At 37.2% G+C, this 23,883-nt stretch carries 21 protein-coding genes and 1 other annotated feature; of the genes, 19 read left to right on the top strand and 2 right to left on the bottom strand.

The window, feature by feature from the left end:
* The first annotated feature begins 9 nt into the window (after positions 1-9).
* On the top strand, positions 10-1,152 hold the full coding sequence (locus MHH98_RS05100) for a C40 family peptidase (protein WP_038187685.1): 1,143 nt from the start codon (positions 10-12) through the stop codon (positions 1,150-1,152).
* Between the two features lie 224 nt (positions 1,153-1,376).
* Here MHH98_RS05100 and sspI read toward each other — a convergent pair whose 3' ends face one another.
* Positions 1,377-1,583 carry a small acid-soluble spore protein SspI gene (gene sspI / locus MHH98_RS05105; RefSeq protein WP_038187682.1) on the bottom strand — a complete coding sequence of 69 codons (207 nt, stop codon included), beginning with the start codon at positions 1,581-1,583 and terminating at the stop codon, positions 1,377-1,379.
* Between the two features lie 137 nt (positions 1,584-1,720).
* Here sspI and MHH98_RS05110 point away from each other — a divergent pair, with 137 nt between their 5' ends.
* The 7 genes from MHH98_RS05110 to MHH98_RS05140 all read left to right on the top strand — a co-directional run bounded on the left by MHH98_RS05110 (position 1,721) and on the right by MHH98_RS05140 (position 9,335).
* On the top strand, positions 1,721-2,698 hold the full coding sequence (locus tag MHH98_RS05110; protein WP_076034313.1) for a zinc-binding dehydrogenase: 978 nt from the start codon (positions 1,721-1,723) through the stop codon (positions 2,696-2,698).
* Positions 2,699-2,721: 23 nt separating this feature from the next.
* The gene (locus MHH98_RS05115; RefSeq protein WP_038187674.1) at positions 2,722-3,492 is read left to right on the top strand and encodes a TrmH family RNA methyltransferase; all 771 of its coding nucleotides are present in this window, start codon (positions 2,722-2,724) and stop codon (positions 3,490-3,492) included.
* Positions 3,493-3,554: 62 nt separating this feature from the next.
* Positions 3,555-3,785 (top strand) — a binding site (T-box leader).
* 119 nt (positions 3,786-3,904) lie between these two features.
* Positions 3,905-4,942, top strand: a complete 1,038-nt coding sequence (gene pheS / locus MHH98_RS05120) for a phenylalanine--tRNA ligase subunit alpha (protein ID WP_038188362.1) — start codon at positions 3,905-3,907, stop codon at positions 4,940-4,942.
* 12 nt (positions 4,943-4,954) lie between these two features.
* A complete protein-coding gene (gene pheT / locus MHH98_RS05125; protein ID WP_038187672.1) occupies positions 4,955-7,360 on the top strand; it encodes a phenylalanine--tRNA ligase subunit beta in 2,406 nt (801 codons plus the stop codon).
* Between the two features lie 126 nt (positions 7,361-7,486).
* Positions 7,487-7,675, top strand: coding sequence for a PLD nuclease N-terminal domain-containing protein (locus MHH98_RS05130; protein WP_076034314.1), 189 nt, complete (start codon positions 7,487-7,489; stop codon positions 7,673-7,675).
* A complete protein-coding gene (locus tag MHH98_RS05135; RefSeq protein WP_038187665.1) occupies positions 7,672-8,556 on the top strand; it encodes an ABC transporter ATP-binding protein in 885 nt (294 codons plus the stop codon). Before MHH98_RS05130 ends, MHH98_RS05135 begins: the two co-directional genes overlap by 4 nt.
* A complete protein-coding gene (locus MHH98_RS05140) occupies positions 8,553-9,335 on the top strand; it encodes an ABC transporter permease (RefSeq protein WP_076034315.1) in 783 nt (260 codons plus the stop codon). Before MHH98_RS05135 ends, MHH98_RS05140 begins: the two co-directional genes overlap by 4 nt.
* A 50-nt stretch (positions 9,336-9,385) precedes the next feature.
* Here MHH98_RS05140 and rnhC read toward each other — a convergent pair whose 3' ends face one another.
* A complete protein-coding gene (gene rnhC / locus MHH98_RS05145) occupies positions 9,386-10,321 on the bottom strand; it encodes a ribonuclease HIII (RefSeq protein WP_076034316.1) in 936 nt (311 codons plus the stop codon).
* 84 nt (positions 10,322-10,405) lie between these two features.
* On the opposite strand from rnhC, the gene zapA reads away from it, so the two are divergent.
* The 11 genes from zapA to MHH98_RS05200 all read left to right on the top strand — a co-directional run bounded on the left by zapA (position 10,406) and on the right by MHH98_RS05200 (position 23,867).
* Positions 10,406-10,666: a cell division protein ZapA gene (gene zapA / locus MHH98_RS05150; RefSeq protein WP_038187658.1), complete on the top strand. Its 261-nt coding sequence runs from the start codon at positions 10,406-10,408 to the stop codon at positions 10,664-10,666.
* A 5-nt stretch (positions 10,667-10,671) separates the two neighbouring features.
* Positions 10,672-11,211: a CvpA family protein gene (locus MHH98_RS05155; protein ID WP_038187655.1), complete on the top strand. Its 540-nt coding sequence runs from the start codon at positions 10,672-10,674 to the stop codon at positions 11,209-11,211.
* Between the two features lie 47 nt (positions 11,212-11,258).
* Positions 11,259-12,965 carry a DNA polymerase/3'-5' exonuclease PolX gene (gene polX, locus MHH98_RS05160; protein ID WP_076034317.1) on the top strand — a complete coding sequence of 569 codons (1,707 nt, stop codon included), beginning with the start codon at positions 11,259-11,261 and terminating at the stop codon, positions 12,963-12,965.
* A 16-nt stretch (positions 12,966-12,981) separates the two neighbouring features.
* The gene (locus tag MHH98_RS05165) at positions 12,982-15,345 is read left to right on the top strand and encodes an endonuclease MutS2 (protein WP_038187648.1); all 2,364 of its coding nucleotides are present in this window, start codon (positions 12,982-12,984) and stop codon (positions 15,343-15,345) included.
* A gap of 56 nt (positions 15,346-15,401) precedes the next feature.
* A complete protein-coding gene (locus MHH98_RS05170) occupies positions 15,402-15,815 on the top strand; it encodes a DUF350 domain-containing protein (protein ID WP_038187645.1) in 414 nt (137 codons plus the stop codon).
* A 450-nt stretch (positions 15,816-16,265) separates the two neighbouring features.
* Positions 16,266-18,548, top strand: a complete 2,283-nt coding sequence (locus tag MHH98_RS05175; protein ID WP_051448780.1) for an SH3 domain-containing protein — start codon at positions 16,266-16,268, stop codon at positions 18,546-18,548.
* Positions 18,549-18,807: 259 nt separating this feature from the next.
* A complete protein-coding gene (locus MHH98_RS05180) occupies positions 18,808-20,496 on the top strand; it encodes an AMP-binding protein (RefSeq protein WP_076034318.1) in 1,689 nt (562 codons plus the stop codon).
* A 103-nt stretch (positions 20,497-20,599) separates the two neighbouring features.
* Positions 20,600-21,181, top strand: a complete 582-nt coding sequence (locus MHH98_RS05185; protein ID WP_038187642.1) for a TetR/AcrR family transcriptional regulator — start codon at positions 20,600-20,602, stop codon at positions 21,179-21,181.
* A 104-nt stretch (positions 21,182-21,285) separates the two neighbouring features.
* Entirely contained in the window at positions 21,286-22,059 is a 774-nt protein-coding gene (locus MHH98_RS05190; protein ID WP_076034319.1) for an enoyl-CoA hydratase, read from the top strand.
* 24 nt (positions 22,060-22,083) lie between these two features.
* Positions 22,084-22,857, top strand: a complete 774-nt coding sequence (locus tag MHH98_RS05195) for an electron transfer flavoprotein subunit beta/FixA family protein (protein WP_038187638.1) — start codon at positions 22,084-22,086, stop codon at positions 22,855-22,857.
* Positions 22,858-22,889: 32 nt separating this feature from the next.
* Positions 22,890-23,867, top strand: coding sequence for an electron transfer flavoprotein subunit alpha/FixB family protein (locus MHH98_RS05200; protein WP_038187636.1), 978 nt, complete (start codon positions 22,890-22,892; stop codon positions 23,865-23,867).
* The last annotated feature ends 16 nt before the right edge of the window (positions 23,868-23,883 follow it).

Here is a 23,883-nt window from a genome sequence, read left to right on the forward strand (position 1 = left end):
TGATAATTAATGAAGAAGATATTCAAAAATGTTTTAGCAATAACCGTTTTAGCGGCTGCTCTATTACAAGTATCCCCTTCTTACGCTAGTCCTTCAAATGGCTCAGCTCAAACAAAAGCTGAACAAAAAGCCTTAAAGCTTGAACAAAAAATCCAAAAGATTGATAACAGTATTATTGAGGCAATGGATAAGGTTGATCGACTAAATAAGAAAATTAAAAACTCGAACGAAAAAATTACTCAAACAAAAAAAGACATTAAACAAACGCAAACAGAATATGAATTCCGTAAAACATTATATGAAGAGCGATTAAGAGATATCCAAGGTGAAAGCAAGAGTGAATGGATGTTATATGCAGATGTCTTACTATCATCTGAAGGTATGTCTGATTTCATCGACCGTACAACAGCCGTAACTCAAATTTTAAATAGTGATCAATCATTAATGACAGAGCTAAATGAAAAAGAAGATAAGCTAATCACTTCAAAAACATCTCTTGATAAAATTAATAAAGAATTGAAAAAAGATAAGAAAGATTTAGCTAAAGAAATGAAGCAAATCAAAAAAGATAAAAAGAAAGTTGTATCTAAACTAAAAGCAACGAAAAAAACAATTAAAGAAGAAAAGGCCGCTAAAAAAGCTGAAAAGGCTGCTCAAAAACGTGCAGAGAAAGCAGTAAGAGAAGCAGTAAAAACAGCTTCTAATGACGATGAAAAAACAGTGAGCTTACCACCAGTAGTGAATATCACAAAAACATCAAACAAAAATGATGCCCTAAACCTAACAAATCAAAAACCTTCAGGCGGAGATGCATCTGGTCTAATTGGTTATGCGAAGAATTTCCTTGGCGTACCATATGTATGGGGTGGTACTTCACCATCAGGCTTTGATTGTTCAGGTTTAATGCAATATGTTTACCGTTCTGAAGGCATTAGTCTTCCGAGAACGTCTAGTCAACAACAAAATGCAGGTACTCGTATTTCACCTAATGATGTCCAAGCTGGCGATTTAGTGTTCTTTGGTAGCCCTGCGTACCACGTTGGTATGTATATCGGTAATGGCCAATGGTTACATGCACCTCAAACTGGTGATGTCGTGAAAATCGCATCTTACAATCCATCTAGTTTCTCGAGTGCAGCACGCGTAAGATAATTAAAAATTAATAAGAAAAATAGTTATGAATAATGTGTAACAAGCTGAACTAAGCAATTTTATTAGTTCAGCTTTTTATATATTGAAAAGGTGAAATTTGTTGAAATTTCATTCGCTAAGATATAAGTTAAGGGTGAAAATGAGTATTAACTAGGTGGGAATATCATTGTCTCTAAATGAAAAACTGCCCAAGCGAAGTTGACATCGTTTGGACAGTTTTTTTATTAGGCCATTGCTTTGGATAAATCTTGCATAAAATTTTGTCTTTTTTGTTGATCTGCATTATTCCACCATGCTTCTAGAAAGACGCCAAGTCCAGGGAGTAAATGCTCCTCACCGCGTTTAATCGCATCTTCAACAACATTCTCCAGTTCGTCGGCGCTTTGACCTTGAACATTAGCTTTAACGGCTTGTCGTATTTGAAAATTCATACTTCATCCCTCCTATTATCATTTTTGCCGTTAGGCTCGATAGTTATACATTCATTTGTTAAAATTAGAATGGTTGATATTATTTACTATTGTGAATTTTATGAAAAAATATTACATAACTAAGGGGTTGTTTTATCATGAGAGCATTTGTTTTTGAAAAAGGATCTTTTAAAGTAACTGAATTACCTAACCCACAAGCTGGCGCTTTAGAAGCAGTAGTTGCGATTAAAGCTTCAGGATTAAATCGTCGAGATTTGTATACACCAGGACGTTTAGGCAATGATAGTGAGGCGCTTATTTTAGGTTCTGATGCAGCCGGTGTTATTGAAGCAATAGGTGAGGGTGTGACAGATTGGCAAGTAGGAGATGAAGTCATTATTAATCCTTCATTGCGTTGGTATGAAAATTCTGATGTACCCCCTGCTGATTTTGATATCTTAAGTTTTCCTGACAACGGAACATTCGCGGAGAAAATTGCTATTTCAGTGGAACAACTAGAGCGAAAGCCAGCACATCTTTCATTTGAAGAGGCTTCTGTTATTGGTATTTCACCATTAACAGGTTATCGTGCCTTATTTACAAAAGGGCAAATAGAAGCGGGGCAAACAATATTTATCCCAGGAGCAGGTAGCGGTGTTGCGACGTTTTTAATCCAAATGGCTAAAAATGTTGGAGCTAGAGTCATAGTCTCTTCTCGTAGTGAAGAAAAACGAAATGCAGCACTTGAAATTGGTGCTGACATTGCGATTGATACGCACGCTGACTGGGTAGAATTATTAAAAGAGGAACAAATCGATATTGTTATTGAAAGTGTTGGACGTGCCACTTTTAATCGCTCTTTGGATGTTTTAAAAAAGGGTGGTAAAATAGTATTGTTCGGTGCAACAACAGAAGACGTTGTCGATTTTGACTTACGAAAATTTTTCTATGGACAATATACATTGTATGGGACTACAATGGGAAGTCGCGAGGAATTCCGTGCATGCCTTGAGCATTTAGCGAAATTTAACACGCATCCAGTGATGGACCGAACTTTCTCATTAGATGAAGCGGAACAAGCGCTTGAATATTTAAAAGAAAATCATCAGTTTGGCAAAATAACTATAACGATTTAAAAATTAAAGGCGGTATACATTTTATGAAAAGAATAGAATCACCACAAAATTCACTAGTGAAGTATTGGAAAAAACTGGTGACAACTAGAAAAGAACGTGAACGCTCTGGCGAATTTATCGTTGAAGGATTCCATTTAGTTGAAGAAGCAATTAAAAACAATGGTGAGGTATTAACAATTATCGTCCGTGAAGGTGTGGACATTCCACATACATGGAATATTGATGACATTTTTGTTGTAGAAGTAACACAAGCAATTGCAAAAGAATTGTCTGAAACAGAACATCCTCAGGGTATCTTCGCACAATGTAAACAACGTGAAGTAACAGAGGAAGAACAAGTAGGCTGGACAAAATTATTATTAATTGATGCAGTTCAAGATCCAGGTAATGTGGGTACAATGATTCGTACGGCAGATGCAGCAGGTATTGATGCGGTTATTCTTGGTAAAGGCTCAGCGGATGCTTTCAATCCAAAAACAGTCCGCTCTGCTCAAGGATCGCATTTCCATATTCCTGTGGTGAAAGGGGATCTTGGAGACTGGATTGACAGTTTACAAGACAGATTAATCCCTGTTATCGGGACAGCTTTAGATAATGCAGTAGTATATTCTGAAGTGAAAAAAGGCGATAAATTTGCACTTATTATGGGCAATGAAGGCAATGGTATTCACCCAGACTTACTTGCAAAAACAGATGCCAATGTAATCATTCCAATTTTAGGGCAAGCTGAATCTTTAAATGTAGCAGTAGCTTCTGGTATTTTGTTATATAACTTCGCAGTTTCAGCAAAGTGACCTTGAAGAAAACAATTTAGTTGCGTATAATGTTTATTATTGCATACAATAATTTATAAAAATTAAATGCTTTGATCGGAAAAAGTATATGTTTCTACACTTTTTAGGGAGTGCTCGCCAAAGACTGCAAGCGTGCATAAAGTTGTGTTACATGGAAGTTCACTCCGTTAGCAGCCACCGGGACCAGCAATTGCTGTAAAGGTAGGCCGGTTTAGAGCCGTTATGTCAATGAAGTGATTGTACTTAAGTACAATAACTAGGGTGGTACCGCGAACTATGTCCTCGTCCCTTTTTAGGGGGCGAGTTTTTTTGTGCAGATTTTTTACATTCTACATGAAAAGAAGGTTTGCATGTTTAGTAAAAACAATTTGTTTTTTACTATTCGATATTGGAAGGAGGAATTTAAATGGCAATGGAAGAACAATTAAATCAGCTAAAGGAAGAAGCTTTAGCGAAAATTGCAGCGGCATCGAACTCTAAAGAGTTGAATGATGTGCGTGTTGCTTATTTAGGTAAAAAAGGTCCAATCACGGATTTATTAAAAGGGATGGGTAAACTGCCTGCAGAGGAACGTCCTAAAATGGGTGCTCTAGTAAACGTTGTACGTCAAGAAGTGACTGAGGTGCTTGAAGCACGTGCGCAATTACTAGAGGAAAAAGCGGTTCAGGAACAACTTGAAAAAGAATCAATTGACGTGACTTTACCAGGTCGTCCTATAAAAGTTGGTAGTAAACATCCGTTAACAAAGGTTGTTGAAGAAATAGAAGACTTATTCATCAGCATGGGATATGAAATTGCGGAAGGACCAGAAGTTGAAAAAGACTATTATAACTTCGAAGCATTAAACCTGCCAAAAGGTCACCCTGCTCGTGATATGCAAGATACATTCTATATTTCTGAAGAGATTTTACTTCGTACACAAACTTCTCCTGTACAAGCTCGTACTATGGAAGAAAAACAAGGTGCTTCTGTGAAAATTATCTGTCCAGGTAAAGTATTCCGCCGTGACAATGATGATGCTACACATTCGCATCAATTCAATCAAATTGAAGGACTTGTAATAAGCGAGAACATTACAATGAGCGATTTAAAAGGTACTTTGGATCTTTTCGCGAAAAAAATGTTTGGCCAAGAACGTGAAATTCGTTTACGCCCAAGTTTCTTCCCATTCACTGAGCCTTCAGTAGAAATGGATATCTCTTGTTTCAAATGTGGTGGATCTGGCTGTAGTTTATGTAAACAAACTGGTTGGATTGAAATTCTAGGTGCCGGTATGGTACATCCAAACGTTCTTGAGATGGCTGGTTATGATCCTAAAAAAGTTTCAGGCTTCGCATTTGGTATGGGGCAAGAACGTATTGCAATGTTGAAATATGGGGTGGACGATATCCGTCATTTCTATACGAATGACATCCGATTCTTATCACAATTCCACCGCACAGAAGAGTAAGGAGGGGTAAACATGTTAGTATCGTTAAAATGGTTAGAACAATATGTTGATTTACAAGGCCTAGAGCCAGCAGTTTTAGCAGAAAAAATTACACGTTCTGGGATTGAAGTGGACGGCGTTGCAAACCTAGCTGAAGGTATGAAAAAGCTAATGGTTGGCGAAGTGAAAGAAAAAGTAAAACACCCAGAAGCGGATAAATTAAATATTTGCCAAGTAGATTTTGGTGAAGAAGAATTATCACAAATCGTATGTGGAGCTCCAAACGTAGCAGTTGGTCAAAAAGTGATCGTTGCTCGTCCAGGTGCCCATTTACCGGGTGGCAAAATCAAAAAAGCCAAACTTCGTGGTGAAGTATCTAACGGCATGATTTGTTCACTACAAGAGCTTGGTATCGAAGGTAAATTAGTACCGAAAGCTTACAGTGAAGGTATTTTCGTATTACCTGCGGAAACGCCAGTAGGGGCAGATCCACTTGAAGTACTTGGCCTATATGATACAGTGCTTGAACTTGGTTTAACACCAAACCGTTCAGATGCTATGAGTATGTTAGGTGTAGCTTATGAAGTAGGAGCAATCCTTTCTGAGGATGTTAAATTACCGGAACTAGATTATACAGAATCAACTGAAAAAGCTTCTGATTATTTAAAACTTCGTGTAGATGCACCGGTAGAAAACCCTATGTACGTAGCAAAAGTTGTGAAAAACGTTAAAGTAGCTGAGTCTCCATTATGGTTGCAACAGCGTTTAATGGCGGCTGGCGTACGTCCGCATAACAATGTTGTCGATGTTACTAACTACATCTTAATGGAATATGGTCAACCGCTTCACGCATTTGACTATGACCGTTTAGGAACAGGGGAAATTGTAGTTCGTTTAGCTAATGAAGGCGAAAAAATAACGACTCTTGATGATAAAGAACGTACATTAAATGCGAGTAATCTTGTTATTACTAATGCTAAAGAACCAGTAGCTGTAGCTGGTGTTATGGGCGGATTAAACTCAGAAGTGCATGAAGGGACAACGACTGTTGTCATTGAATCAGCATACTTTGAAGGTTTATCAGTACGCTATACATCAAAAGACTTAGGTTTACGTAGTGATGCAAGTGCCCGTTTTGAAAAAGGTCTTGATCCAAACCGTGTTATTCCAGCAGCTGAACGTGCAGCTAAATTATTAGCAGAACTAGCTGGTGGGGAAGTATTAGCTGGCTCAGTAATGTTTGATGAATTAGATAAAACTCCTGCAAAAGTAATCGTTTCTCCTGACTTTATCAATGCTCGTCTTGGTATGAAGATTTCTTTAGATGATATGGTGTCAATTTTAAAACGTTTAAAATTTGATGTTGAAACTGCGAATGGCATGCTCTATGTAGATGCACCAACTCGTCGTCAAGATATTAAAATTGAGGAAGATATCGTCGAAGAAATTGCACGAATTTATGGCTACGATGAAATTCCAACAACACTTCCTGTAAGTGAAACAACACCTGGTGGTTTAACACCTTATCAAGCAAAACGTCGTATCGTACGTGCATATTTAGAAGGTGCAGGTCTTCACCAAGCGATTACTTACTCATTAACATCTGATGCACTTTCACAAAAATTTGCATTAGAAACGGCGCCTGTTACAAAACTGTTAATGCCAATGAGTGAAGAACGTAGCACATTACGTCAAAGCTTAATCCCACATTTAGTGGAAGCAGCGTCTTATAATGTCGCACGTCAAGCAGACTTAGTAGCACTTTATGAAGTAGATTCTGTATTCTTAGGTTTAACTGAAGAAAGTCTTCCACATGAAGAAGAACATGTAGCTGCAGTTATCACGGGTAAATGGTTAGATCACGCTTGGCAAGGTGAACATAAACAGGTTGATTTCTTCGTATTAAAAGGAATCGTTGAGGGTCTATTTGATCGCCTAGGTTTAGCAGATGCAGTAACATTTGAACGCGCTACTTTAGATGGTTTACACCCAGGACGTACGGCTAACGTATTATTAAATGGCAACCGTATTGGTTTAATCGCGCAATTGCACCCAACAGAACAAAAAGCAAATGGCTTAAAAGAAACATACGTAATGGAAATGAACTTAGCAGCTATTTTAGAAGCGTCTACTGAAGCACTAGTTTACGTTCCAGTTCCACGTTTCCCTTCGATGTCGCGTGATATCGCTTTAGTTGTTGATAGAAGCGTAGCGGCAGCGGATCTTGAAGTAATTATCCGTCAAGCAGGTGGTACTTTATTGAAAGATGTTCGTGTCTTCGATTTATATGAAGGAGACAAAATGGAAGAAGGTAAAAAATCAGTAGCCTTCTCACTACAATACTTCGAACCTGAGCGTACTTTAACAGATGAAGAAGTAGTAGCAGCACATGACGAAGTGTTAAAAGCATTAGCAGAAGCAAATGCACAAATTCGTTAATTAAATAGATTTTTAAACTAAATACCTGATCAGACATTATGTCTTGGTCAGGTATTTTTTTAATATCCTTTTCATGGAAAAGATTATCTGTTATATTTATTGTATAACAAAGAAGAGGTGAACAAGATGAGTTCATTATTATTGATGCTATTACCGATAATAATCATTCAGTTTATTTTAATGATTGTTGCTTTAGTTGATCTAGTGAAAATTCCGCAAACAAATGGGCCGAAATGGCTGTGGGCTATTGTGATTGTTTTTGCGAACATTTTAGGACCTATTATTTACTTTATCTTCGGGAGAAAACAAGTATGAGCCAGTTATTAAAAGTTTCAGCGTTGCAAAAGAATTATGGACAGCATGAAGTGATTAAAAATATATCTTTTGAGTTAATACAAGGAACAGCAACGGCTTTAATTGGACCAAATGGAGCAGGTAAAACAACTATATTATCGATGCTTGCTGGGCTATTGAAACCAACAAATGGGCAAATTCAATTCGACGGAATAGCAGGGGACCCGAGAGATGCGATTGGGTTTTTACCACAATATCCACAGTTTAATACTTGGCTAACAGCGAGTGAATTTTTAATAATGGCAGCGAGATTAAGTGGATTGACTGCTCAAACTGCGAAGGAAGAGTCAGAGAAAATGCTTCAATTCGTTGGCTTAAAAGATGCAGTAAATAAAAAGATTGGTACGTTCTCTGGTGGTATGAAACAAAGATTGGGTCTAGCACAAGCCATTATACATAAACCCAAACTCCTCTTATTGGATGAGCCAGTATCAGCTCTTGATCCAGCAGGTCGCTTAGATATGATGAATTTGATGAAGTCGTTACAACAAGAAATGACGATTTTGTATTCAACACATATTTTGAATGATGCTGAGCAAATGACGGATCAGCTATTATTCTTGAAAGCTGGTAAATTAGTTGAGCAAGGTTCATTACAAGATGTCAAAGCAAAATACGAACATCGTCAAATTGTAGTGGAATTTAAAGTAGTAGAAGAGGCTGCTCAATTTGTAGTGAATAGTACATTAAGTGCAGAGCAACAAGGTAACATTGTGATTTTACAGACAGATGATATGCAACAAGTTATTCAGGAGTTAGCGAAGGAGACCTTTGAAATCCGGAAAGTTGAGCAGCAATCTGCTAGCTTGGAGGAAATCTTCATGAAGGTGGCAAAACTATGATACAATGGCGTGTACTTTTACAAAAAGAATGGCGTGATCATGTACGTAGCTTGAAGATATTATGGATTCCTCTTGTATTTGTATTATATGGTGTTATGCAGCCGGTAACACTATATTATATGGAAGATATTATGAAGGCTGTCGGCAATATGCCTGAGGGATTTGATATGGGTATAGCAGATATGACATCGGTTGAAGTAATAGCTTCTACAGTCGGACAGTTCCATCTCATTGTTTCACTTATTATTGTTTTAAGCTTTATGGGGATTATTAGTAAGGAAAGAAAAAATCGTACAGCCGCACTATTGTATGTACGACCAATTTCTTTTGCTTCTTATTACTTCAGTAAGTGGTCTGGAGCAACAATTGTTGCGCTCTTTAGTACAATAATAGGCTTATTAGCAAGCTATTACTATACGGTGATTTTATATAATGAGGTAGAAGTTTGGCGGATAGCAGCCCTCATTGGCACTTATAGTCTATGGGTATTGTTCGTCGTGACGGTGACAGTCACAGCGAGTGCATTATTCTCTACGGGTGTTGCGGGTACTCTAGCAATTCTTCTGACGTATTTTCTACAGCTAATCGATAGCATTATCGGACAGTTCTGGACAGTGTCTCCTTGGAAATTGGGCACATACGCAGTAACGTGGCTTGGGTCAAAACCAGATAGTAGTGATTTTTGGTTATCGGTCGTCGTGACGGTTGTTGCCATAATAGTGTTAATGTTAGTCGGAGTATTTGGTGCAAGAAAGAATATGGAGAATATAAAAATATAAAAAACAAGCTATTCCTTCTCTTCATGTAAAGAGAGAGGAATAGCTTGTTTTTATTTAGATCGTTTTTTAGTCGCTATAGAGTGGGCTTTTTGAGTATTTGCAAAATGCCATTTCGTCATAGATTTTAATGTCGCTTCGCCTTTTGATAATAAAATACGCGCGGCCATTTCATCTACCTTATTACTAGCTCCCTTTTGCAGATCAAATCCAACTAAATCGGCGAGGCGGTCCATTTCTTTTAAGAAGGCGTATCGTGCTAGAATAGAGGCAGCGGCTACTGAAACATGTAATTGTTCTGCTTTTGTAGCAAATAGTACATTCTCTTTAACGATGATTTTTTCATTTTTTAGGTGGTTATAGTAAATGCCACGTTCCGCAAATTGGTCAATCAAAATATGTGCTGGTTTTTCTGGTGCAATTTTGCCGAGCACGTTATGAAGTGCCTGGTTGTGCATCATTGCTTTGATTTTCCCTTGAGACCAGCCTCTAGCTTGAATAGTGTTATATTTGTCGTTTCGTACCGTTAGAATGCTATGAGGTAGTGCTCGCATTAAATCAGGCGCGATTTGTCTCATAAAATCATCCGTTAGCATTTTAGAGTCTTTAACACCGAGCTCACGAACGAGTGCAATTTTATTAGCAGATACATATACGGCTGCTACCGTTACTGGGCCGAAGTAATCGCCTGTTCCTGTTTCATCAGAACCCATTACGGAGAGTTGTTCAAAATTGGAAGGCAACTTATCACCCTTTGATGACGTCTTTTTAGTCGTAGGATCATTAGGTTTCCCCCATCGACTAGACTCCCGTTCGGCTCCGTTACCTTGAAACATCACTTTGCCAGATTTATATGAAGTGATAGAAGTATCGCTTAACTTCGCAGCAAATATGACTCCTGGCGCATTGCGTTCTACTCTAGATGAGGCATAATAAGAAGCAAGTTCTCCTTGCTTTTCGGTTGTTAAAACAATTACAATATTAGACATTTTATAGTCCTTTCTACTCTCGTTATTCACATGATAAACAGTTTCATGGTATGATTAGAAATAGGATTTTAAGGAGGGGCAGCTGTGTCAGAGCAACAAAAAAATCGAATTTCAGTTGATATATATGGTCAAACATATACTATGCTTGGTACAGAGTCAACAACACATATGCGTTTAGTCGCGTCCACAGTTGACAATACTATGAGAGAGATTAAACAGGCAAACCCGAGCCTTGACAGTACAAAACTGGCCGTCCTTACAGCTGTAAATTCAGTAAATGATAGTTTGAAATTAAAAGAGCAACTTGTATTATTAGAAGAAGAACTGAAAAAACTAAAGGATTGAAGTAAATGATCGATATACTTATAATTATTTTATTAATTGCCGGCATTATCACTGGCGGAAGAAGAGGTTTAGTAGTCCAGTTGATACATATCATTGGATTTTTAATCGCGATGATTGTCGCTTATGTTTATTATAAACCTTTAGCTGAGAAATTTGTGCTTTGGATTCCATATCCAGCAGTTGACGGGAATACGACGTTAACTTATGCGATGGAACAATTAGATCTTAGTCAAACATTTTATCAGCTACTTGCCTTTGCACTTATTTTCTTTGTCGTCAAATTTGCAATGCAAATTGTGGCGTCAATTTTTGATTTCTTAAAATATGTGCCTATTATAGGTCCGTTTAATCGCTTTTTTGGCGGAATACTAGGATTTATAGAAGCTTATATATTAGTATTTATTTTACTTTATATTTTAGCGTTGTTACCATTAGATGGTATCCAGAAGTATGTTGATAATTCAATCCTCACAAAATTAATGCTCGAATATACACCAATTATTTCGAACATGTTCAAAAATATGTGGTTTGTCTACATGAAATAACTGTTCTCAACTGAGAGCAGTTTTTTTACGAATAAGGAGGTCATTTTTTGAATAAAAAAACTATCATTCGTACATTTGAAAAAATAGCCTTGTATTTAGAATTACAAGGTGTTAACCCATTTAAAATTTCAGCATTTAGAAAAGCTGCGGCAGCACTAGAAGCAGATACAAGAAGCCTGAGCGAAATTGAAGATATTACTGCGATAAAGGGCATTGGTAAGGGTACTGCAGCAGTTATAGAAGATTTACTGGCAACTGGCGAATCTTCTGTTTTAAAAGAACTTGAAGAGGAAGTACCTAAAGGGTTACCACCATTATTAAAATTGCCTGGCCTTGGCGGGAAGAAAATTGCTAAGTTATATCAAGAGTTAGGCGTGGATTCAGCAGATACGCTAAAGGCAGCTTGTGAAGAAGGTAAAGTTTCCGCTCTCGCCGGCTTTGGCAAAAAAACTGAAGAAAAGATATTAAAAGAACTAGAGGCATTTGGCACACGTTCTGAGCGACTACCAATTTGGCAATTAGATAAAGTTGTCCAAGAAATTGAAGATATTTTAAGCGGAATTTCTGAAGTGCAACAGTTTTCGGTCGCAGGTAGCTATAGACGTGTAAAGGAATCGAGTAAGGACGTTGATTTCATTATTGCAACGGCAAACCGAGAAGCGGTGAAAGAACAACTTTTAGGGGCACTTGTCATTTCAGAAATCATTGCAGCAGGGGATACTAAAATTTCAGTAACTTTGGACGCCGAAGAGCCCGTTAGCGTTGACTTCCGTCTAGTGACACAAGATGAATATGCAACGGCACTTCATCACTTTACTGGGTCAAAAGAACATAATGTAAGAATGCGTCAATTGGCAAAAGACCTTGGTAAGAAAATAAGTGAATATGGTGTAGAGCAAGCGGATGGAACTGTAACAACATTTGCTTCAGAAGCTGAATTTTTTGCTCATTTTGACTTACCGTTTATCCCACCTAGTATACGAGTAGGTAATAAAGAATTTGACCGTTTGGATGAGATTAAGGAACTTGTTCAATTAGAAGATATTCGTTCTGATTTGCATATGCATACAACATGGTCTGATGGTGCTTATGCAGTACATGAAATGGGTGAAGCACTCATTGCTAGAGGTTATGAATATGCGGTTATTACGGATCACTCACAATATTTAAAAGTTGCAAATGGTTTAACACCTGAACGATTAATCGAACAGCGCAAAGAGATTTGGGCATTCAATGAAAAGCATCCAGACTTCCGTTTGCTTGCAGGAACTGAGATGGATATCTTACCAGATGGGTCGCTTGATTTTGAAGATGATGTATTAAAGGAATTAGACTTTGTCATTGCGTCGATCCACTCCAGCTTTTCACAGCCGCAAGAGAAAATTATGGACAGGCTACATAATGCTCTAAAAAACCCATATGTTCATATGATTGCCCATCCTACTGGTCGTATAATAGGTGATCGTGAAGGCTATAACCCAGATATCTCTCAATTGATTGAATGGGCTAAAGAATATGGTAAAATTTTAGAGTTAAATGCAAATCCATATCGTCTTGATTTATGTGAAGAACATTTAGAAATGGCAGCCGCTGCGGGTGTGCCAATTGCTATAAATACAGATGCACATGCCATTGACCAACTTCGTTTTATGGAAGTTGGAACGAAATACGCACAAAAAGCATGGTTAAAGAAAAATAATATCGTGAATACGTGGACATTAGAAGATTTTGTCCACTTTATACAGAAGAAATGAAGGGGAGGTGTTTTGAATGATAGCAGAACGCGCATTGAAAACACTAGAATTTGATAAAGTACGTGCTCAAGTAGCTTCATATTGTACATGCTCTTTAGGGAAAACTGTGATCGATGAACTTGTCCCTGAAACTGATATAGAAAAAGTATTACAACTATTAGATGAAATGGATGAAGGTTTATCAATTCTACGCGTAAAAGGTAACGTGCCAATGGGCGGTATTTTCGATGTCCGCCCGCATGCTAGACGCGCGCAAATTGGTGGTGTACTTAGTCCAGTTGAATTGATGGAGATTTCGAGCACAATACGTGCTAGTCGTATACTTCGTCAGTTTATAGAAGGAATTGAAGTGGAAGAGGATATACAAATTCCATACTTCATTCAGAAAAAAGAAAGCATGCCAACATTGACAGGTTTACAGCATGAGATTAATGCTTGTATCGATGAGAACGGTGCTATTCTAGACTCTGCTAGCTCTGAGCTTCGTTCAATTCGTCAGCAATTGCGAGCACAAGAAGGTCGTGTTCGTGAAAAATTAGCGAGCTTAACACGTGGCACTAATGCAACAAAAATGCTATCTGATGCGATTGTTACAATTCGTAATGATCGATTTGTTATTCCTGTAAAATCTGAATACCGTAGTCATTATGGTGGTGTTGTACATGATCAATCTTCATCTGGTCAAACACTATATATTGAACCGGATGCTGTCGTACAAGCGAATAATGAAATCCATCAATTAAAATCAAAAGAACAAGTTGAAATTGCCCGCATTTTATTAATGTTATCTCTAAAAGTACAAGAGGTAGCACATGACATCTTTATCACTGTGCAATTACTTGGCGAAATTGACGTTATTTTAGCAAAAGCAAAATACGGACAAGCCAATAAATGTTCGAAGCCAATTATGAATAACGATGGATATATAAAATTAGGCAAAGCACGTCATCCTTTACTACCAATAGAAGAAGCAGTAGCAAACGATATTGAATTTGGTAAAGACTTCACTTCAATCGTAATTACTGGGCCTAACACAGGTGGTAAAACGGTTACGTTAAAAACAGTTGGGCTATGTACGTTGATGGCGCAGTCGGGTATTCCAGTGCCAGCTCTTGATGGTTCTCATCTCGCGGTATTTGATCAATTATTTGCTGATATTGGAGACGAACAATCAATTGAGCAAAGCTTGAGTACATTTTCATCACATATGGTGAATATTGTTGATATTTTAAATCAATTCGATGATCGTTCACTCATTCTTTTTGATGAGCTAGGTGCAGGAACTGATCCACAAGAGGGTGCAGCACTTGCCATCTCAATTTTAGATGAAGTACATGGTCGCGGAGCACGAGTAATGGCAACAACTCATTATCCTGAGTTAAAAGCATATGGCTACAATCGTCCAGGTGTTGTCAATGCAAGCGTGGAATTTGATGTGGAGACGTTGAGTCCGACTTATCGTCTATTAATTGGAGTTCCAGGACGTAGTAATGCCTTTGAAATTTCGACTCGTCTTGGACTACCAGATTCTATTATTGATCGTGCTAAGACATTCACAGGTACTGATCGTCATGAAGTCGAATCTATGATTGCCTCTCTAGAAGAAAGTCGACGCCAATCAGAAGAAGATGCTGAAAGAACACTTGTATTACGCAAAGAAGCAGAAGCACTTCAATCAGAATTAGATGAAAAATTAAAAGCTTATGAAGCGAAAAAAGAAGCATTAGAACAAAAAGCAAAAGACAAAGCACGTAAAATCGTGGATGAAGCGAAAAAAGAAGCTGAAGAGGTTATTTCAGAACTTCATAAAATGCGCTTAAATGCTAACAAGATTGTTAAAGAGCATGAAATCATTGATGCACGTAAACGTTTAGAAAAAGCTGCGCCGGAAAATAAAGTACTGAAAAAGCAACAGCAATTAAAAGCGCGCGCTCAAGAGCTATCTAAGGGTGACGAAGTAAAAGTACTAAGTTACGGTCAAAAGGGTGTGTTACTTGAAAAAGTATCAAATTCTGAATGGATTGTGCAAATTGGAATATTGAAGATGAAGCTTGATGAATCAGATTTAGAGTACGTGAAACCTGAAAAAGACAAGCAAACTGTAAATGTTTCAAGTGTTCGAAATCGAGATTCTAATGTTAAGCTAGAATTAGACCTACGTGGAGAACGTTATGAAGATGCGATTGTACGTACGGAAAAATATATTGATGATGCATTACTGTCTAATTATCAACGCGTCTCAATTATTCATGGTAAAGGAACTGGGGCTTTGCGCCAAGGAATTCAAGCTTTACTAAAGAGACATCCACGTGTAAAATCCTATCGTTTTGGCGAAGCAGGAGAAGGCGGCTATGGTGTGACAGTAGCCGAGCTAAAATAAACCTTTTAAAGTAATCAAAGATAGAGAAAAAATTTGACATTGAAAAGGGGATATTTATGTTATTAAATGGATTTTGGCAATATCCTGTTGTCGAGGCTGCTGGTAATTTCAGTGTTGTTGTCCTTTGCTTAATCCTATCAATGGTGATATTTGAAATCGTAACAAAATACAAAAATTGGGTAGAAATAAAAAAAGGTAATGTAGCAGTTGCACTTGCAACAGGTGGGAAAATATTAGGGGTGTGTAATATTTTCCGTTACTCCATTGAGAGGCATAACTCGCTCGTAGAAATGATGGGTTGGGGACTGTTTGGATTTATCTTACTAATATTTGCATATGTTTTATTTGAATTTATGACACCGACATTTAAGGTAGATGAAGAAATTGAAAAAGATAATCGATCAGTTGGTTTTATTTCGTTTACGATTTCAGTAGGTCTGTCATTTGTTATCGGTGCAAGTATTTCTTAGGGGAGAGTATATGGAAACTTTATCGAAAGTACTAATTGGCGTATGTATTGCGTTTATTTTAGTAGGAATCGTCTTTTTAATAATGAACTAATTTTGAAGTCCTTTATAGGGCTTCTTTTTTTTATGTGTTTGATCAAAAGGTGCTGAAGGACTAGCTAATGATATTACTTTGTTATAGATAAATGAAAGTGAATTTTATAAACGACTTCCAGTGATTGTCGAGAAAGTTAAATTTAAATAAAGATTTATCTGGGAATGAAATACTATTGAGCTTCTAACTAAAATTAAAGAGTTACCGATAAAAGAAGATGATTATAAAAATGTTAAATAGTGTATATATTCGATACTATTTTCATGGTAAGAGAGATATAATATTAATAGTTTAGAAAAAAATGTATGGGAATATTTCTTTCCTAGAATTAATTTCTCAAACATACAGGAGGGGTCAAAATGAGTTTGTATAATAAAAAAACTTCTATATATCTAACAAATTGTGCATTCGTATCTATGGGAATTCTTTTAGCTTCAAGTGTGAGTCCATTCGAAACACCAATATCACCCAAAAAAGTTGAGGCAGCTACCATAAAAACATATAAAGTAACTTCCAATGTGAACTTACGATCTAAAGCCTCAACAAAAGGGAAAATTCTAATAACAATACCAAAGGGAAAATCTGTAACATATATTTCTAAAACCGGCAGTTGGTATAAAGTGAAATATGGTAGGGAAATTGGTTATGTTAATACAAGTTATATTAAAATCACAACTAAAACGACGACGACCTCAACTTTCGCTGCAACAAATTATCAAACAAAAGAAAAGGTGAATTTACGGTCTAGTAGCTCTACAAAAGGGAAAATACTATTGTCGATTCCAAAAGGCAAGACGGTGAAAGCTACCGCGAAATCTGGAGCATGGTATAAAGTAACATACGGAGGCAAAACTGGTTGGGTAAGTAGTTCGTATGTGAAAGAGTATGATGCTTATAAAGAGACTACAACTACTTATTTCCTAATAAAAAAAACGGCTTCATTGCGTATAACACCTAGCACCAAGAAAGCACAAGTTTACACTATCCCAACAAATAATATCTTCACTTCTACGCAATCAGTTGTGAATAGTAAAGGAGAAACTTGGTATCGAATATCCTACAAGGGTAAGTATTATTTTGTGCAATCTACTGTAGTTAGTAAAGTAACACCAACGCAAATGACAAGTACGGATTATAAAGCTAATTCGACAACATCTTTATTTGCTGAAGCGGGAGTTTCGCATACTATACTAACTAGCATTCCAAAAGGTGCAAAAGTGACTTCGACCGATCGAGTTGGCAATTGGTATAAAGTAACCTACGAAGGTAACACAGGGTATATAGACAGTACTAAATTTAGTGTCGATACACCAATTGTCGATACGGAACCGGATGATACAGATGACGATACCTCTACATTACCAAGTGGTTCAACAATTAGTCAGATGACTATTTATAATATTGAAGATTTAAAATTACTCAAAACAAATTCTACATCATCAGATTTGTTACAAGTGATTCCTGCGAAGACAAAGCTGACGACAACTTATAAAGCAAATAATGGATGGTATCAAGTGAGTTATGAAGGTTTTACAGGTTTTGTATCTGGCACTTCTTTAATAGATGAAACAACGAAGTCCAGAATCGCTAGTTTAGAATCCAATCCAAATAGCTATTTGTTTATGGATCTTCGTACTACGTCTTCTGTGAAAGCAGATCAAATCAATACGTATATTGCTAGTAAGACTGTCGGAAAAACAAGCGTTTTAACGGGACAAGGACAAGCAATTATTAATGCTGCCAATAAGTATGGCGTAAACGCTCTATATTTTGCAGCACATGCAATTCATGAGAGTGGATTTGGAGTTTCCGACATTTCACTTGGAAGAAATAACTTGTTCGGCTTTGGAGCATATGATATTACCCCGTTCATAGGTTCTGTAAAATTTGATTCCATCGACAACAATTTGGAGTTTATTGCGCAATCAATGAAGGCTACTTATTTAAATCCTTCCAATTGGAAATACAATAGTGGGGCTTATTTAGGATACTCCGTTAAAAACGTTAATGGAGCTCGCATTGATTCCTTAAGTAAGGGGATGAATTTTTATTATGCAAGTGATACTAATTGGGGAAATGCAATCGCCAATCATATGAACGGGATTTTGGCATATGATAAAGAAGAAGCAGTTTCAAAAAAACCTAATATAGTCGTTCCTTCTGCTCCAAAGTATCCTGAGCTTAAAGACGTGTTCCCGACTGGAACGTTAGCGATTGCGAATAGTAATTTGAATGTTTACAGTGAAAAAGGAAGTACAAATAGTGTTGCAGCAACTATTTCAAAAGGTGAGTCTTTTAATTTGCTAGAAAAGCACAATGATTACTGGCTAACAGTATCCTATAAAGGGGAAAAGTATTATACAAATGTTGTAAGTTTCAGTGCTTACAATAAACATTTTACTGTGCAGAACTTAGCTCGTGTTAATACTTCTTCAGCTAATGGAATAGCACTAAATGTACGCTCAGAAGGAAACGCGTCCAGTTCTAAAGTAGGCGAATTAGCAAACTATCAATTTGTTGAACTGGAAATAGATACAAATAATAAGCCGATTATGAGTGGAACTTGGTATAAAGTAAAATTACCAAATGGAAAACAAGGCTATGCATCAGGTACCTATTTAGTTCGTGAATTAAATAAATAAGTATATATATTAAAATACAAAAAAATGACTTCGATAAAAATTGAAGTCATTTTTTTGTCTAGGTGGGGTGATCTTTATTGTTGTTGTATGTTTAGCTCATTTAAGTAAATTATAATGGGGAATGTTTTTATTGCTCCTAATGGAAGGGAAAAAAATTATTTCCAATAAATTGATATTAAATTTGAAAGCGTTACCACTTTTATTTTATACTGAATTATAAGAGTATTCTTATAATTTTATAACAAAGGGGGAATGGAGCATGACTGAACAGGTTTGGCTGTCAAATTATCCGGATAATATTCCTACGTCTTTGGAATATGAAACAATTCCTTTGCAACAGTATTTGACAAGAGCGAGCAGCAAGACACCTTCCAAAGTTGCAATTCATTTTATGGGGAAGGATATTACGTACAAAGAGTTGTATGAGAGCTCATTAAAGTTCGCCAATTATTTAGTTTCCATTGGTATTGAGAAAGGTGATCGCGTAGCCATTATGCTTCCAAATTGTCCTCAAGGCGTTATAGGTTATTTTGGGGTGCTATATGCCGGAGGAATTGTCGTTCAAACAAACCCGCTTTATACAGAAAGAGAAATTGAGTATCAGATGAAAGATTCGGGCGCAAAGGTGATTTTATCTTTGGATATTTTATATCCCCGTATTGCTAAGGTCATGAAGGATACTCATCTAGAACATGTCATTATTACAGCGATTAAGGATTACTTACCTTTCCCCAAAAATTTAATTTATCCATTTATTCAGAAAAAACAATATGGCTTTAAGGTTACAGTTGAGCATAGTGGTAGCAATCATTTATTTACAGAAATTATAAGGGTAAGCACAATTGAATCAATCGTTTTAAATTTTAACATTGAAGAGGACATCGCATTATTGCAATATACAGGCGGTACAACCGGCTATCCTAAAGGAGTTATGTTAACGCATAAAAACCTAATAGCGAACGTACAAATGTGTAGTGTATGGATGTCTGAGTGTATACCAGGTGAAGAGGTAATTATGGGTGTGCTGCCATTTTTCCATGTTTACGGGATGACAACGGTATTGTTATTGTCTGTTATGCGAGGAGATAAAATGGTACTCTTACCGAAATTTGATGTTGAAACAACGTTAAAAACGATTCAAAAACAAAAAACAACGCTATTCCCAGGGGCGCCTACCCTCTATATAGGTTTATTAAATCATCCAGATATAGCGAAATATAACTTATCTTCTATCAAGGCTTGTATGAGTGGTTCAGCACCATTGCCAATTGAAGTACAAGAGAAATTCGAGAAAATTACGGGCGGCAAGCTTGTAGAAGGATACGGTTTAACAGAAACATCACCTGTAACACACTGCAATTTTATTTGGCATAATGAGCGTGTGAAAGGTTCTGTCGGCGTTCCTTGGCCGAACACAGACGCGGCTATTCTCCAAGTAGATTCAACAGAGCCACTACCAATTGGTGAAATCGGTGAGATTGCTGTGAAAGGTCCTCAAGTGATGAAAGGATACTGGAATCGCCCTGAAGACACAGAAATGGCGATGCGCGATGGTTGGCTTTTGACTGGAGATCTAGGTTATATGGATGACAAAGGCTACTTTTATGTTGTTGATAGGAAAAAGGATATTATCATTGCTGGTGGATTCAATATTTATCCTAGAGAAATTGAGGAAGTTTTATATGAGCATGAAGCCGTTCAGGAATGTGTAGCTCTTGGTGTACCAGATCCATATCGCGGTGAAACAGTAAAAGCTTTTATCGTGTTAAAAGAAGGTATGAAAGCGACAGAAGAGGAATTCAATACGTATTGCAGAGAAAACTTAGCGGCATTTAAAGTTCCGCGTATTTATGAATTCCGCGATGAACTACCAAAAACAGCTGTAGGTAAAATACTACGACGTACTTTACAAGATGAAGATAAAGAAAGAACTCAGAAAATTATGTGAAAATAATGACAAGTCCGCTTGACAAGTGTAAAATGAAATTATAAGATGAAAATATGAATGAATAGTCATTCATATTTTCATTTTTTATATGGTGGTGATCGTATTGAAGAAAGATAAACCGAAGTATAGACAAATTATCGATGCGGCCGTTATTGTAATTGCGGAAAATGGTTATCACCATGCACAAGTTTCCAAAATTGCTAAACAGGCAGGCGTCGCCGATGGAACAATCTATTTATACTTTAAAAACAAAGAAGACATATTAATTTCGGTTTTTAAGGAAAAAATGTCTGTTTTTGTAGAAAATTTACAGTGTATAATTAGAGATGGAAAGTCATCGTCTGAAAAGTTAAATGCGATGATTGAGAAACATTTCCAGGTACTAGCAGGAGATCATCATTTGGCTACAGTTACACAATTAGAGCTTCGTCAGTCTAATAAAGATGTTCGTCTCAAAATCAATACGATATTAAGAGAGTATTTAATATTACTTGATGAAATATTAGTAGAAGGTATGGAGACGAAAGAATTCAATCCAGAGATGGATCTGCGACTTGCTCGTCAGCTCATTTTTGGAACGATTGATGAGGTAACAACATCATGGGTCATGAATGATCATAAATATGATTTAACTGCGCTAGCACCGAAAGTACAACATTTAATACTCAATGGAATAAAGGCATAGGCAATTGTAAAAATCAATTGGTTGAATTGGTAGTAGCCAAACCATTGCTTCGATTCAACTAGGAAACTACTTACATAGCCAAATGCAAAGGGGGAAATGGGAGTATGGAATTTTTACGTTGGACAGTTGAAGATGGAGTTGCAATTGCAACGATTCAGCGCCCACCCGCTAATGCTTTATCGCGGGGACTAATTTTAGAAGTAAATGAACTTTTAACTGCTGTAGAGCACGATGATTCAGTTCGAGTCATTGTATTGCATGGAGAGGGAAGATTCTTCTCAGCAGGAGCAGATATTAAAGAATTTACAGATGTTACATCGGGTGCTGAATTTGTAAAATTGTCTGCTAATGGACAAGATGTCTTTGAGCGTTTAGAGAAATTCTCTAAGCCAGTTATTGCTGGAATTCACGGCGCAGCTTTAGGTGGGGGACTTGAGCTAGCGATGAGTTGTCATTTCCGCTATGTGACTGAAAATGCGAAATTAGGATTACCTGAATTACAATTAGGGTTAATTCCTGGTTTTGGCGGTACACAGCGTTTGCCTCGCTATGTTGGGGTAGCAAAAGCGGCAGAAATGATGTTTACTAGTGATCCAATTTCCGGTACGGAGGCTGTCAAGTGGGGCTTAGCAAACGCTGCCTTTTCTGATGAGGAATTACTACCTCAAACGATTGCAACAGCGAAACGTATTGCAAAAAAAAGTTCGGTTGCTTTAAAAGCCGCAATCGATATGCTGCAATATGCTAAACATACTTCATTCTACGAAGGCATTGAAGCTGAGGCAAAAGCTTTTGGTACCGTTTTCATGTCTGATGATGCCAAAGAAGGTATCCAAGCATTCATCGAAAAACGTGAACCAACTTTCACAGGAAAATAAAAATAGTATTAGGAGGTTTGTTGAATGAACATTTTTGTATTAGTAAAACGTACTTTTGACACAGAAGAAAAGATTGTTGTAACTGGTGGGGCAATCCAAGAAGATGGAGCTGAATTCATCATCAACCCATACGATGAATACGCAATCGAAGAAGCTATTCAAGTTCGTGATGCACAAGGCGGCGAAGTAACAGTTGTTACTCTCGGCGGAGAAGATGCAGAAAAACAACTCCGTACAGCTTTAGCAATGGGAGCTGATAAAGCTGTCTTAATCAACACTGAAGATGATTTAGATGAGCTTGATCAATTCTCAGCAGCATATATTTTAGCTGAATACTTAAAAGATAAAGAAGCAGATCTAATTTTAGGTGGTAACGTTGCTATCGATGGTGGCTCAGGTCAAGTAGGTCCACGTGTTGCGGAATTACTAGGTATTAACTATGTAACAACGATTACTAAACTTGATATCGATGGTAAAACTGCGAAAATTATTCGTGACGTAGAAGGGGATTCAGAAGTTCTTGAAGCACAATTACCACTTTTAGTGACAGCGCAACAAGGTTTAAACGAGCCTCGTTACCCATCATTACCTGGTATTATGAAAGCGAAGAAAAAGCCTCTTGAAGAGCTAGAATTAGATGATTTAGATATTGATGAAGATGATGTTCAAGCAAAGACTACAACAGTTGAAATTTACTTACCAGCTCAAAAAGTAGCTGGACGTGTATTAGAAGGCGATTTATCTGAACAAGTGAAAGAGCTTGTAAGTCTATTACATTCTGAAGCAAAAGTCGTTTAAGCTGATTTTAAATTGTATGGGAGGGACATAACATGTCTAAAAAAGTATTAGTATTAGGTGAAGTACGCGAAGGAAGCTTAAGAAATGTATCATTCGAAGCTATTGCAGCTGCAAAAAAAGTGTCTGGTAGCGGAGAAGTTGTAGGCGTTCTAATCGGAGACGCTGTAGCGAATCTTGCCGAGGAACTTATTCAAAACGGTGCAGACCGTGTAGTGACTGTTGAACACCCACATTTAAAACAGTATACTTCTGATGGCTTTAGCCAAGCATTTATGGCTGTTACTGAGCAAGAGCAACCAGAAGCAATCGTTTTCGGTCATACTGCTCTAGGTAAAGACCTTTCACCTAAACTAGCTAGTAAATTACAAAGCGGTTTAGTATCAGATGTTACAGATATCGAAGGGGAAGATGATTCAGTAGTTTTCATCCGTCCAATCTATTCTGGTAAAGCATTTGAAAAAGTACAAGTGAAAGAGGGACTTGTGTTTGTGACAATCCGTCCAAATAACATTGCACCTCTAGCAAAAGATGAATCTCGCTCAGGTGATGTGTCATCAATTTCTGTAGATATTACGAATCTACGTACTATTATTAAAGAAGTTGTTCGCAAATCAACAGAAGGCGTTGATTTGTCAGAAGCGAAAGTAGTAGTAGCCGGTGGTCGTGGCGTGAAAAGTGAAGAAGGTTTTGCTCCATTAAAAGAGCTTGCTAACGTACTAGGTGGCGCTGTAGGTGCTTCACGTGGAGCATGTGACGCTGATTATTGCGATTATTCATTGCAAATCGGTCAAACTGGTAAAGTTGTTACGCCTGATCTTTATATCGCTGCTGGTATTTCAGGTGCAATCCAACATTTAGCTGGTATGTCTAACTCAAAAGTAATCGTTGCGATCAATAAAGATCCAGAAGCGAATATCTTTAAAGTAGCTGACTACGGTATCGTCGGAGATCTTTTTGAAGTTATCCCAATGCTTACTGAAGAGTTCAAAAAATTATTAGTAAACGCATAATAGCTGCTTCTAAACC

It is taken from the genome of Viridibacillus sp. FSL H8-0110 (assembly GCF_038003565.1).
GTDB lineage: Bacteria > Bacillota > Bacilli > Bacillales_A > Planococcaceae > Viridibacillus > Viridibacillus arenosi.